This window comes from Rathayibacter sp. VKM Ac-2929 (assembly GCF_022815495.1).
Lineage (GTDB): Bacteria > Actinomycetota > Actinomycetes > Actinomycetales > Microbacteriaceae > Rathayibacter > Rathayibacter festucae.
Genome location: NZ_JALGRV010000001.1, coordinates 229,098 through 241,942 on the forward strand (window position 1 = coordinate 229,098; position 12,845 = coordinate 241,942).

Consider the following 12,845-nt stretch of genomic DNA (forward strand, 5'->3'; position numbering starts at 1 on the left):
GGCGGCGGTCAGGCCGTCGCGCCCCGCGAGGCGCGCCGCACGCCGAGCAGCACGACCAGGCGGAGGAAGCCGACGAGGCCCGTGCCCAGCAGCGCGGCGAGGAGCAGCAGCACGGCGACTCCCGCGACCCAGGTGGTGTCGCCGCTGACGTCCTCGACCAGGAACTCGAGGCAGAACAGCGCGAGGCCGGCGTAGGCGAGGACGAGCACGATGATCGTGCCGGGGCGGCGCAGGCGCTGCCGCGGGGTGCGCCAGAGGGCCGGCGGCTCGAGCCAGCGGCGGAGCAGACGGATGACGAGGGTGCCGACGAGGCCGGTCAGGCCGGCGCCGATCAGGACGACGCCGGAGGAGCCGAGGGGCGTCGAGTTCAGGCCGGCCAGCGACAGAGCGATCCCGACGCCGATGAAGACGGCGCCGAGCCCTCCCGCCGCCATCGCCGACCACATGCCGAAGCCGCCGCGGAGCACGCTCTCGCGCTCCGGGCGCGGCTCGAGGGGGGCGTCGACGAGGCGCTGCGGAGCGGGCGGGGCGGGGGACGCGGGAAAAGGGGTGGCGGAGGCGGCGGCGGGCTCGCCCCACGCGGGCGTTGCCCCCGTCGTCTCGACCACGTTCTCGCGGACCGGGATGTAGCGCAGCGGGGCGTCGATGCGCACCTCCGGCCGGCCGCGGACGACGGCCGTCGCGCTGACGGGGACGCCGCGGGAGAGGAGGAGCGGCGCGAGCAGCAGGGAGCCGGACGGGTCGATCGACCACTCGGGGGTCTGCGGCGGGGCGCCGTACCACTCGGCGGAGGAGGAGCCGGCGAGGACGAAGGAGATCGGGCGGTCGGCGACGAAGGTCGTCGGCGGGAGGTCGGTGCGGCCGAGGTTGCGGACCGTCGCGGTGACCCGCCACCAGTCGTCGCCCGCGTGCGAGAGGCGCACGTCGATGTCGACCAGCGAGGCCGGCTTTGCGCGGCGCTGCCCGATGACGACGGCGACCACGGCGGCAGCCGCGACGATGAGGCCGCCGAGCAGGCCGACGACTCCGAGAACGATCTCCATGGGGCCAGTCAACCATCCGGGCGGGGGCGTGCGGCCGGGGGTGCGGGCGGGGTGGATCTCGATACGCGCGCGCGGCGCGCTACTCGATCGGCATGGAGGGAGCGCTTCACGCGCTGCTCGATGAGCGGGCAAGCCATGGTGGTCGAGTAGCCGCGGAGCGGCGTATCGAGACCCGCGGGCCCCGTTGCGGGGTTTGGCGGCTCGTGGCGGGGTCCGCATACTGGAGGACCGCCCCCAACAGGGAGCGTTCAGCTGCGACAGCGGAGGGTGGAGCGGTGTCGACCGTGCGTGACCGAGCCCCCGCGGCCCGACGAACCGCCAGCATCCTGCCTCTCGCAGGGGGTGCCGCGGGGCTCGTGGTGAGCCTCGCGCTGGCCGTCGTGGCCGCCTCCGTCGCCTCCGCGCCCGTCCGCGTGCTCGGTCTGCCGCTCCCGCTGGTGCGCGGCAGCGCCGTCTGGCTGAGCGTCGCCGGCTACGTCCTGACGCCGCTGCTCGTCTTCCTCGCAACCGGCTGGGACCTCTCCTCCCAGCGCGCGCACTCCCTCCGCGACGCCCGCCGCTTCGTGCCCGACGCCCGCTTCACCCGCGCCCTCTACTGGCTGTCGGCCGCGGCGCTCGTGCTCGGCGCCTGGCACGTCCTCAACATCAGCGTCCCGATCTCCGAGTGGCTGGGCACGTGATCCGCCGCGCCCTCGCGATCGCGGTCACCGCGCTCCTGCTCGTCCTCGGACTCGGGGCGGCGGCGCAGCCGGCGCGCGCGGCGACCACGGGCACCGCCGCCAGCACCGCCTCGCTCACCGACATCGGCCGCGGCGCTATCGAGGACCTGCGCACCTGCCTCTCCTCCTCCGACGTCCTCAACGTCTACTACCTCGTCGACAGCTCCGGCTCCCTCAACACCGGCGGCGACGACGGCCGCGGCTCCGACCCGGACGTCGCGCGGGCCGGCATCCTCGCGGGCAGCCTGCAGGAGCTCGGCGGCCTGCGCGACTCGCTCACGGTCAACTGGGGCGCCGCCTTCTTCAGCCGCGCCTTCGAGCCGGCCGTCGACTGGCGGCCGTGGTCGCAGGAGAGCCCGGAGGCGCTCGCCGGCGTCATCCGCGACAAGACCCCCGGCGGCGGCACCAACTGGCTGGCCGGACTGCAGGGCGTGCAGACCGCGCTGCAGAGCCAGCCGAGCGCCGGCTCCGCCTGCCAGCTGGTGATCTGGCTGACCGACGGCGAGATCGATCTCGGCTCCGCGCAGGCCACCGCCGACGCGACCAACGCGCTCTGCGGCGTCCGGATCGACCCCGACGGCGACGAGCCCGAGGGCAACGGCTTGCTCGCGGCGCTCCGTCAGGCCGGCGTCGTCGTCCTCGGCACGCTCCTGGCCGACGGCGAGCAGCGCGAGGAGGCCCGCGTGATGTGGCCGCTGGTCGAGGGCAGCGGCGCCTACGGCGGCGGCACCGCGACCTGCGGGCCGGCCGTCGCGCCCGAGGGCTCCGTCCGCGGTGCCGTCGTCGACGCGTCGGACCCCGACGCGCTCGCCTCCGTCTTCCTCCAGCTCGGCGCGCGCATCGCCGGCGGCGCGTCCGAGGCGCTCGACGCGAACGGCTCCTTCTGGATCGACCCGGGCGTCGCGCGGATCCAGGCCGTGGTGAAGGACGGCTGGACGCTGCAGGCGCCCGCCTCCTCCGGCCTCGGCACCCTCTCCGCCTCCGCGACCGCCCCCGAGGTCACCGTCACGCAGTCGTCCGGCGTCTCGCGGCTCGAGATCACCGTCGACCGGCCGGAGCTGCAGGGGCAGTGGACGCTGACCTCGCCCGGCACCACCGAGGTCTTCGCGTTCAGCGACCTGCGGATCGTCTTCGACGACGCCAACCAGGTGCAGCGCGGCGAGGACGGCACGCTCTCCGCGACCCTCACCGCCCGCGTCCAGGACCCGGACGGCCAGCCGGTCGACCTCTCCGTCTTCGGGCAGGCGGACTTCGCAGCGACCAGCACCGCCGACGGCGCGACCGCCGACCTGCCCGGCGCCGCGATCGACGCGGCCTCCGGCGTCATCACGATCCCGCTGCCCTCCGACGTCACCGCCTCCGAACTGCTCGTCACCGCCTCGCTCGACCCGCTGACCACCGCGGAGCACGCGATCGAGCTCGCCCCGGTCACCACGCAGCAGCGGATCACGACCGTGCTGCCCGCCGCCTTCCCGAGCGTCGCCTCGCCGCTCGTGCTCAGCGAGCTGACCGGCGCCGACGGCCGCGCGGAGGGCACTCTCGCGATCCAGGGGCCGACCGCGGGCGGCGACGGCCAGGTCTGCCTCTCCGCCGCGCCGACCGTCACCAGCGACAACGCCGACCGCGCCGACGCCTGGCAGTGGAGCTTCACCGACGAGTCGGGCACCGCCCTCGCGCCGGGCGCCTGCCTCGACGTCGCGCAGGGCGCCTCGCGCACCGTGACCGTCTCCGCCGAGAACCCGGTCGCCGCCGACTCCTCGGTCGCCGCGACCCTCCCGCTCGACGTCCGCACCGCGGGCGGCAGCAGCGCCCCGCAGACCGTCGCGCTGTCCTTCCCGTCGACCTTCCCGGTGAACGCCGCGGCGATCGGCCTGGTCGCGCTCGTCCTCCTGCTGCTCGGCGTGCTCCTCCCGCTGCTCGGCCTGTACCTCTTCAACCGGGCGAAGGCGAAGATCGCGATGAACGGCTCGTTCCAGCGCGGCACGATCCCCGTCGAGATCACGCCCGAGGGCGTCCGCTCGGCGCTCACCAGCGGCCGCCTCGACGAGCGCTTCCGCTACCTCCGCAGCGAGACGGGCGTGCGCGAGCTGCCCGACCCCGAGCTCGGCCGGCTCCGCGCGCACGTGCCGTGGTGGCCGCTGAAGGCGCCGAGGTACCGCGTCGGGCCGCCCGCCGGCGGCGAGATCGTCGCCTCCCGCACCGGCACCCGCGGCACCTCCGCCGGGCACCCGCTCGGCAACGGCGGCGTCAAGTTCTCCGCCCTCCCGCTCGACGTCTTCTGGGCGATCGTGGTCTCGGAGCAGGAGCTCGAGCGGCCCCGCGGCGACGAGCCCGTGCGCGCCACGGCCGTGCTCTACCACCGCGTCGACCGCGACGACGAGGGCCAGTACGACCGCCGCCTCGAGGACCTGCTCCGCGACTCCGGCGAGCCCGCCTGGAAGACGGTCGACGTGCTCCGGCGCGAGCGGGCGGCCAAGCGCCCCGAGCGCCGGGAGCCGCAGCAGCCCGTGCCCGCCGCCCAGCCCGCGGCCGCCGAGGCCCGCTCCTCCGTGCCGCCGCGGAGCGCCCAGAGCGGCACCCCGACCGCGACCCCGCCCCGCCCCTCCTCGCCCCCGCGCCCCGGCGGCCCGCCGCCCCGGACGCAGGGCGCGCCCGGCCGCCCCGGCGGGCCGCCGCCCCCGCGGCCCGGCGGCTCCACCCCGCCACCCCCGCCGCCCGGCCGGGCCGGCCCCCGCACCCCTCCGCCCCGCAGTCGCTGACGGCGCTCCGCCTCCCGGCACCGCCCGCACGACGACACACGACACACCGCGCTACCGCAGGAACACCGCGCGACCAGACGAAAGCAGGACCTCATGCTCAGACCCTTCCTCCTGATCGGAGTCGGCGGCTCCGGCGGCAAGACCCTCCGCGGCATCAAGTACCAGCTCGAGCTCAAGCTCCAGCAGCTCGGCTGGGAGGGCGGCATCCCCGCCGCCTGGCGCTTCCTGCACTTCGACACCCCCACCGTCCAGGACGGCATGGAGTACCAGGCGCCGTTCCTGCCCCGGCAGGACTACCGCGGCCTGGTCAGCACCGCGGCGACCTTCGACATCGTGCACGGCTCGATCACGAGTGCGCACGCGACCAACAACGCGATGCGCCACGACATCGAGCGTCAGCTGCCCGACCCGCGCCTGGTCAAGGTCGACGTGACCAAGGGCGCCGGCCAGTACCGCGCCGTCGGCCGCGCCGTCGCGCTCGCCGCCACCAAGGAGATCGCTCAGGCCGCGCGCCTCGCGATCGGGAAGATGAACGACGCCGAGTCGCTCGCCGAGCTGCAGACCCTCGGCCAGCGCCTGCGCGCCCGCGACGACGGCGGAGACGGCAGCCCGATCGTCATCGTGATCTCGTCGGTCGCCGGCGGCTCGGGAGCGGGCCAGTTCCTCGACATCATCGAGATCATCAAGTCGACCGCGAAGCAGTACCCGTGGTCGAACCAGTTCTTCAGCATGCTCTACGCGCCCGACGTCTTCGATCAGCTCTCGGTCACCGCCGGCATGCCCGGCAACGCGCTCGCCGCGATCTCCGAGACGATGAACGGCTTCTGGACCGACACCCCCTCGCCCGCGACCCTCGAGCTGCTGCGCACCAAGGGCGTCGCCCCCTCCTACGGCGCCGCGATGGACCGCGTCGGCGCCGCGTACCCGTTCATCGTCGGCCGCAGCAACAGCAAGGTCACCTTCGAGGACCAGAACGCCGTCTACGACGCCGTCGCCACCAGCCTCACCGCGTGGATGATCGACGAGCGCGTGCAGGACGACATGATCGCCTACTCGTCCGGCAACTGGCAGGCCCGCTCGGCCGCCAACGTGCTGCCCGACAACTCCGGGCTGATGAGCCCCGCGCACCACTCGCCGCCGTTCTCCTCGATCGGCTTCGGCCGGGTCACCCTCGGCCGCGAGCGCTTCCTCGAGTACTCCGCCGAGCGCTTCGCCCGCTCCGCGATCGACCGGATGCTCTTCGCGCACGCCGAGGAGGACCCGCAGTTCGAGCGGATGACCGAGCGCGAGTACATCGAGAAGTCGGCCGACAGCGAGTACCAGCGCTTCCTCCGCGAGCTGCGCCTGAACGAGGAGACCGCCGAGCACAACGACGTCACCGACGCGCTGCGCGACCAGAGCACCCTCGACCTGATCAAGGCCGAGCTGCAGCGCGGCGCCGACGACGAGCTGGCCCGGCCCGAGTCGCTCGACCGCCAGGGCGGCACCGACATCACCACCTGGACCGACCGGCTCGTCAACGAGTTCACCCGGCACAGCCCGCGCCTGCTCCAGCGCGACCGCGAGGCCCGCCAGCGCCGCCTCGACGAGTGGACGCGCACGATGCCCGGCCACATCCTCGAGACCGTCTCGCGCTACGTCGCGCAGGACGGCCTGCCCGTCGTCACCGCGATGCTCCGCCGCCTCGAGCGCGGCCTCAAGGGCACCGTCGACGCGCTGCGCGTCGAGGCCCGCCAGCACGAGGAGTGGGTGGGCACCCTCAGCTCGCTCGTCTCGGACGAGCTGCGCACCTCGGCCAACCAGCAGTCGATCCGCCCGGACCAGGAGGCGGTCCAGTTCGCGATCCAGCGCCTCGGCCAGGCGCTCGAGTGGTCCTCCGAGGCGGCCCTCCGCGACTCCGCGTGGGCCCTGCTCGCCGAGCTGCGCGAGACCTTCCTCGGCCCGCTCGCCGACTACCTCGACGGCTCCCGCACCGCGCTGCTGCAGCGCGTGCACTCGAGGAAGACCAGCGACGACCGCGAGAACGCCTACGAGTTCTGGCCCCGCCGCGTCGACGAGACCGTCCCGCGCAAGTACTCGCCCGCGCCCAACGAGCGGATGCTCGTCGAGCCGGAGAAGTACCCGGCCGAGTTCCAGAAGCTGGTGCGCGCCTCCGTCGACGGCGACGCCAAGTACCAGGACGCCGTCCTGCGGGTGCTCGCCGACCAGCTCGTCGGCGTCAGCCCGGACAGCGAGTCGGACGCGGGCGCCTGGTCGCTCGTCGGCAACCCGCGCACCTGGAAGCCGACCGTCACCGCGGACCCGGCCGTCGCCAACCCGGCCCAGCGCGCCTCCTTCGAGCTCGCGACCGACCCGGAGGTCTACGTCGGCCGCGCCCGCGCCTGGATGAAGCGCGACGGCACCCCGTTCGCCGCCTACATCGGCGAGGACCTGCTCGGCTTCTTCGACTCCGAGGTGCTGCCGCCCGACGTCTTCGCCGCCCGCCGTGACCGCTACCGCGAGCAGCTCCAGGCCGCCCTCGGCGCGAGCGAGCCGCTGGTCAAGCTCAACCCGGCGCTGCTGCGCGCCGTGCACGGCAAGGCGATCAACGAGGACACCTCGCTGGTCTTCAGCTCGATCCCGTTCCGCGCCGGCACCGAGATGTACGAGGTGACCAAGGGCGTGCTCGGCCAGATGGGCGTCTGGGACGACGCGACCAGCGAGTCGTGGTTCCAGGACCAGAAGGTCGACGGCATCGAGGTCTTCGCGATGTCCGGCTTCCCCTACGAGCCCATCGTGATGGACTCCGTGATGGAGCCGATCGCCCGCGGCTGGCTCGCGCAGTCGAACACCCAGGACAGCCGCGAGGCGTTCTGGAAGTTCAAGCGCGCCCGCCTGCTCGGCGAGAGCATCCCGGCGGACCCGCGCGCGATCGAGTCGATGATCCGCGGCTGGTACGTCGCCAAGGCGCTCGGCCGCCTCGCCGTCGACGCCTCGCAGGGCGAGAAGGGCCCCAAGCTCTCGGTCTGGGACCCGTCGACCCGCGCGCTCGCCGACTTCCCGCACCCGCTGCTGAGTGAGCGCAACGCCCGGCCCGCCGACTTCCCGGGCGTCGTGCTGCAGTCGCTCGCCATCGCGATGGCGCTCTGCAACGTCGACGGCACCCTCGCGCCGCTCGCCGCCTACCGCGTGCTGATCTCGCTCGGCGGCAGCCGCGGCGAGGAGACCGAGCTGGCCGAGTGGCTGCAGACCGGCGCGCTGCCGACCGGTGCTCCGGTGCCGGAGTCGTCCCGCGCCGGCAGTACGGACGGCGACCTCGCGTCGCGCCGCTCCGCCGTGCAGGCCTACCTGACCGCCGAGCTCGCCCGCTTCGACAGCGACATCGTGCAGCAGGACGACATGGTCTCGGTCTACGACTACCCGGTCACCTGGGAGATGCGCGAGCAGTTCCGCGAGGCGCTGCTCGGGCTGGTGTCGTCGGTCGTCTCGACCGGTCCGCGCGACTCCGGGATCTGAGCGTGCCCCCGGAGATGCGCCCGGACGGCTACGGTCACGCCGGCTTCTGGCCCGACGGCAAGGCGGCGATCGTCCTGCTGCCCAGCGGCGCGCAGGGCGAGACCCTGCTCGAGCTGGCGGCGCAGTGGACGAAGACCGGCCTGCTCGGCCAGGCCCTCTGGGTGTTGCCCGAGCACGTCAAGACCTCGCCCTACGCGCCGCCGCAGATCGAAGCCGTGGTGCTCGGCGTCGGCGCCGACCTCGAGTCGGTCGCGATCGCCGTCGACCTGTTCGAGGCGCTCGCGGAGGAGCCGCTCGCCCTCGTGCGCCTGGTCACCCTCCGCTCGGCCCTGCCCGAGCGCGAGACCGACGAGGCGCAGGACGCGGTCGCCGACCTCGTCAGCCGCTGGGTGCGCACCTCGATGCCGCTGCCGAATCCGTCGGCGACCCTCGCCGACCAGACCACGGAGCTGCGCCGGGTCACGCTGATCTGCGCGCCGACCGCGTTCCAGCTGCGCGAGCGGGTGGAGGCGCACGAGCACGGCTTCGTCGTCATCGCCTCGCCCGAGGACCGCTCGAGCCCGTGGTCCGGCGACGCCTTCGTCCGTGACGACGAGCGCTTCACCGGCTTCACGCTCACCCACCTGGCGAGCGTCGCCGGGCTGTGGAACGGCGTCACCGACGGCAGCGTCGAGCTGATGAGCCGCGAGTCCGACGGCGGCGACTCCGTCTGGATCTCGCGGGTGTTCCTCAACGCGGTGCTGACCGAGTCGCTCGGCCGCCGCGTCGCCGCGGGCGTGCTCGAGAACGCCGCCCGCCCCGACTCGCTGCTGATCGACCCCAGCGTCAGCCCGCCGCCGCCCGGCACCGCCTACATCGACGACGGCCAGATCGCCGGCTACGTCGAGAGCATGGTCGCGGGCGCGCTGCGCCTGGACGGCGGGGCGCTCACCTACGACTCGGCCGGCTCGCTCGACGTGCCGGAGCCCGAGCGGATCGGCTTCTGGGCGCAGATCGGCCGCTTCTTCGCCTTCTCGGCCGGCAAGCTCGTGCAGATCCCGCGCTGGGCCGTGCTCTGGGTGACCTCGAGCGCGAACCGCTCGGTCACCCGCGCCCTGCACACCTCCGAGGGCTCGGCCGTGGTCGGCGCCGACTACGACGAGGTGCTGGACGTCCGCGACCGGCTCCTGGTCGCCGACCTCGAGCACCTGCGCGACGACGAGGGCCGCGCCCGTGCCGAGGCCGATGCGCCCGCCGCGATGGCGCACGTCCGCACGACGCCGCAGCTCTGGGCGGGCCTGCGCGAGCTGGTCTTCGGCGCGCTCGACGGCAGCGCCGACCTCCGCGACGCGGGTTTCGCGCCCGTCGAGGGGGCCGTGCCCGTCTTCGGCCGGGTGGGCGACGTGCTCGCGCTGCCGGACGACCCGTGGGTGTCGTCGGGCTATGACGTGCCACCGGGGTTCCCGGAGCGGGTGGACTGGTACGCGCTGGCGCTCGCGGATCCGCGGGAGAGGCTGCAGAACTGGGTGTCGGCGTCGGAGGCGGCCGTCGCGGCCGCGGCGGTGCCGACGGTCCAGGAGGCGGACGCTCCGGTCGCTTCGGAGCCCGAGTCGTCCGAGCCCGAGCCCGAGCCCGCGCCGTCCGAGTCCGCGGCGTTCGCGCCGCCTGCGCAGGAGACGCTCGTCGAGGGCGAGGCCGCCGAGCCGCGGACCGTCGTCCAGATCGAGGTCCCCGCGGAGGAGGCTCCCGAGCCCGCGGAGCCAGTCGTCTCCGCCCACGACGCCGAGGCGCGCCGCTCCGGCCGCCTGCAGGCGCTCGGCGAGTACGACCTGTGGGCCGGCCGGCAGAGCTCCTCGTTCGTCTGGCGCTTCCTCGACCGGATCGGCGCCGAGCGCCGCCGCGCCGAGGACGAGGTCGCGTACCTCAAGGGCGAGATCGACGCGATCCGCCCGCAGCGACCCGGCGAGCTGCTGGGCCTGCGCCGCGAGTTCCACCGCACGCTGCTCGTCGGCTGGGTCACCGTGCTGGCGCTCGCGCTCGTGGTCGGCGTCGGCATCTGGTTCGTCAACGACTACGCCGCGCGGCAGGCCGACGGCTCCTTCGATCCCGGGCTGATCACCTCGATCCTGCTCTGGGTGCTGGTGGGCCTGGCCGGTGCCGGAGTGCTGATCACGCTGATCTCGCTCGTGCGGTACCACGCCGGCTGGTCGCGCTTCGAGCGGCGGATCAGCATCGAGCGCACTCGACTCGCGCACTACGGCCGCAGCGCCCGCCGCGCCCGCGAGGAGGCCGCGCGCCTCCGCTCGGTGCACCGCCAGGCCGTCGAGTGGCTGGTGCTGCTGTCCAAGGCCGTGCACCGTCCGTGGCACGTGCCGCCCGTCTGGTTGCAGCACGAGACCTTCGACGTGGAGCGCGGCGCCATGCCGTTCGCCGTGCGCCTCGCGACCGTCAGCGGCGAGGAGACGGCGGCCGTGGCCCGGATGCGCGCCGCGATGACGTCCAAGCTCGTCCGCCGCGGCTGGCGGCACGAGGCCTTCGAGTCGCTCGTTCAGGAGATGGCCGCCGACTACGGCGCCGGTCAGGGCTTCGGCCTGTCGGCGCTGGACGAGGACCTCCCGCACTCGTCAAACCACACCCGGCGGATGCTGCTGCGCGCCCTCGACGACGAGTCGCTGCTCACCCGGATCGCCGCCCCGCGCCTGGCCGACATCGTCGCCTCCGTGCAGCGCGACGAGGAGGCGATCGCCCGCCCGCGGGTCCGCCCGATGGGCACCAACCCGCTGAACGCGCTGCGCCGCCCCGAGGACTTCGAGGGCGTCGAGCTCGACGTCCCGTGGGACGACTTCCTGCTCGACTCGCTGACCCGCGCCGATCCGATGACCCCGGTGAGCGCCACGGTGCTGACCGAGCTGCAGGTGGGCGAGCGCTACCACGAGCGCGTGACGAGCTTCCTCGTCGCGCCGTCGCGGCTGCAGGAGCGGCTGCGCTTCGACCCGTCGGCGCCCATCCATGTGGTGCCGTTCGAGGCGTCGACCGGGTCGCCGGTGGATCTGGTGTGGCGGGTCGATGTGGTCGGGCCGGTGCCGCGCGCGGCGATCCGGCTGTGGGACGGGGCGGTGCGGGTCTCGGCGCCCGTCGTCCCGGCTGACGGCGACTCGGGGGTGTAGTCGGTGGTCGGCAGGCCGCCGCCGCCGCGACCCGGTGGGGTGCGGCGGGTGGGGGTGCCGGGGCTCTCGCGGGGTGCTGAGCGGCCGGGGGCTCCGGCCCGGTGCCGGCGGGTGCGGCGGGCGCCGTGGTGGGCGTGGATCGTCGCGGCCGTCGGGGTCGCTGCGGTCGCGTTCGCGGTGGTGGGAGCGGGGGAGACGGTCGGGGTTCCCGGTACGGGGTCTGCGTCCGGCGTCCCTGCTGGTCCTGCGTCGACCGCGCCTGCTTCGACCCCTCCCGCCACGGCCACTCCGTCCGCCGCTACTGCGACAACTGCGCCGACCGCGTCCGCGTCCGTGCCCTCGTCACCGCCGGCGGACTCCGCCGACCCCGCCGCGCTCGCGCTGGCGACCCTCGCCGCGCTGCCCGTGGACGACGGCGGCGCCGACGTTCCCTACGACCGCGACCTCTTCGGCGAGTCCTGGAAGGACGTCGACCGGAACGGCTGCGACACCCGCAACGACATCCTCGGCCGCGACCTGCTCGACCCGGTCTTCAAGCCCGGCACCCGCGACTGCAAGGTCCTCTCCGGCACCCTGGTCGACCCGTACGACGGCACCGCGGTGTCCTTCGTCTCCGGGAGCGACACGTCCCGCCTCGTGCAGATCGACCACGTCGTCGCCCTCGGCTGGGCCTGGCACCACGGCGCGTGGGCGTGGACGGACGAGCAGCGCCTGCTCTTTGCGAACGACTCGGCGAACCTCGTCGCCGCCACGGACGACACGAACCAGTCCAAGAGCGACGCCGGCCCGGGGGAGTGGCTGCCGCCGGCCCCGGAGCTGCGCTGCGGGTACGTGGAGCAGTTCGTCGGGGTACTGGAGGAGTACGGGCTGGCGATCGGGGCGGAGGACCGGGAGGCGGCGGAGGCGGTGCTGGTCGGATGCTGACGCGCGCCGGGACCGTGCCGCCCGCGGAGCCTGAGCGCTGTGCTCGGCTAGCCTGAGCGGCACTATGGCCTTCGACTCGGACGCGGACTGGGACGACCCGGACCCGTTCGACCGACCGGCTACCCGTAGGCGCCCCGCCCGCCGCCTCTCGGCCGGCGAGGACCGCGTCACCGCGATCCTGCTGCTCGTCTTCCTGCTCGTGCTCGGCGCGATCCTCTTCGTCCTCGTCCTGATCGAGAACCTGACCTTCGACGCGAATCGAGTGAACAACCGCCTGAACGGCGTCTCGGTCCTGGGCGAGACGATGTGGATCGTCCCCGGAGCAGTGGGCCTCTCCGCCCTTGCGACGCTGGTCGCACTCCTTCGCCCCGACAGGTCCCGCCGTATCTGGTGGATCCCGGTCGCTGGAGCGGCGGTCACCGTCGTGGCTTTTCTGATCGCCTCAGGGATCGTGATCGTCGCCGGACGATGACTGCAATGATCAACAGCTGTGCTCGCGGTCCGTGAGGCACCACCATTAGGCATGCTCGGCGCTCGGCGGAGCGGATTGACCTGGCATTTCACAAATGGTCGGGGTGTGCAGGCGCTCGCGGTATCGGAACGGTGCCTGCAACTGCCGAGGGTGCAGGACGAATCAAAGCCGGCGGTCGGGCGGCGGACGGGCCCGCGTAGAAGTCGCTTTCGAGCCGAACGAACGATCGGTCGAAGCTTTGGTCGATGACACGAGCGATGTTCACCGACGGTTCGCTATGCCTCTTC

Annotated in this window: 7 protein-coding genes; 6 read left to right on the forward strand and 1 reads right to left on the reverse strand. The window is 74.0% G+C overall.

Annotated features, from left to right (window positions below; translation table 11 throughout):
- Positions 1 to 8: 8 nt before the first annotated feature.
- Positions 9 to 1,043 (reverse strand): hypothetical protein, encoded by a 1,035-nt coding sequence (locus MT355_RS01055; protein WP_243598209.1) that lies wholly within the window; start codon positions 1,041 to 1,043, stop codon positions 9 to 11.
- 359 nt (positions 1,044 to 1,402) lie between these two features.
- On the opposite strand from MT355_RS01055, the gene MT355_RS01060 reads away from it, so the two are divergent.
- The 6 genes from MT355_RS01060 to MT355_RS01085 all read left to right on the forward strand — a co-directional run bounded on the left by MT355_RS01060 (position 1,403) and on the right by MT355_RS01085 (position 12,558).
- Positions 1,403 to 1,723 (forward strand): hypothetical protein, encoded by a 321-nt coding sequence (locus MT355_RS01060; protein WP_243598210.1) that lies wholly within the window; start codon positions 1,403 to 1,405, stop codon positions 1,721 to 1,723.
- Positions 1,720 to 4,521: a hypothetical protein gene (locus tag MT355_RS01065; protein ID WP_243598211.1), complete on the forward strand. Its 2,802-nt coding sequence runs from the start codon at positions 1,720 to 1,722 to the stop codon at positions 4,519 to 4,521. The genes MT355_RS01060 and MT355_RS01065 overlap by 4 nt, the downstream gene beginning before the upstream one ends.
- 93 nt (positions 4,522 to 4,614) lie before the next feature.
- The gene (locus MT355_RS01070) at positions 4,615 to 8,016 is read left to right on the forward strand and encodes a tubulin-like doman-containing protein (RefSeq protein ID WP_243598212.1); all 3,402 of its coding nucleotides are present in this window, start codon (positions 4,615 to 4,617) and stop codon (positions 8,014 to 8,016) included.
- 2 nt (positions 8,017 to 8,018) lie between these two features.
- The gene (locus MT355_RS01075; RefSeq protein ID WP_243598213.1) at positions 8,019 to 11,162 is read left to right on the forward strand and encodes a hypothetical protein; all 3,144 of its coding nucleotides are present in this window, start codon (positions 8,019 to 8,021) and stop codon (positions 11,160 to 11,162) included.
- A gap of 333 nt (positions 11,163 to 11,495) precedes the next feature.
- Positions 11,496 to 12,086 carry an HNH endonuclease family protein gene (locus MT355_RS01080; protein WP_243598214.1) on the forward strand — a complete coding sequence of 197 codons (591 nt, stop codon included), beginning with the start codon at positions 11,496 to 11,498 and terminating at the stop codon, positions 12,084 to 12,086.
- Positions 12,087 to 12,150: 64 nt separating this feature from the next.
- A complete protein-coding gene (locus MT355_RS01085) occupies positions 12,151 to 12,558 on the forward strand; it encodes a hypothetical protein (protein ID WP_243598215.1) in 408 nt (135 codons plus the stop codon).
- Positions 12,559 to 12,845: the final 287 nt, after the last annotated feature.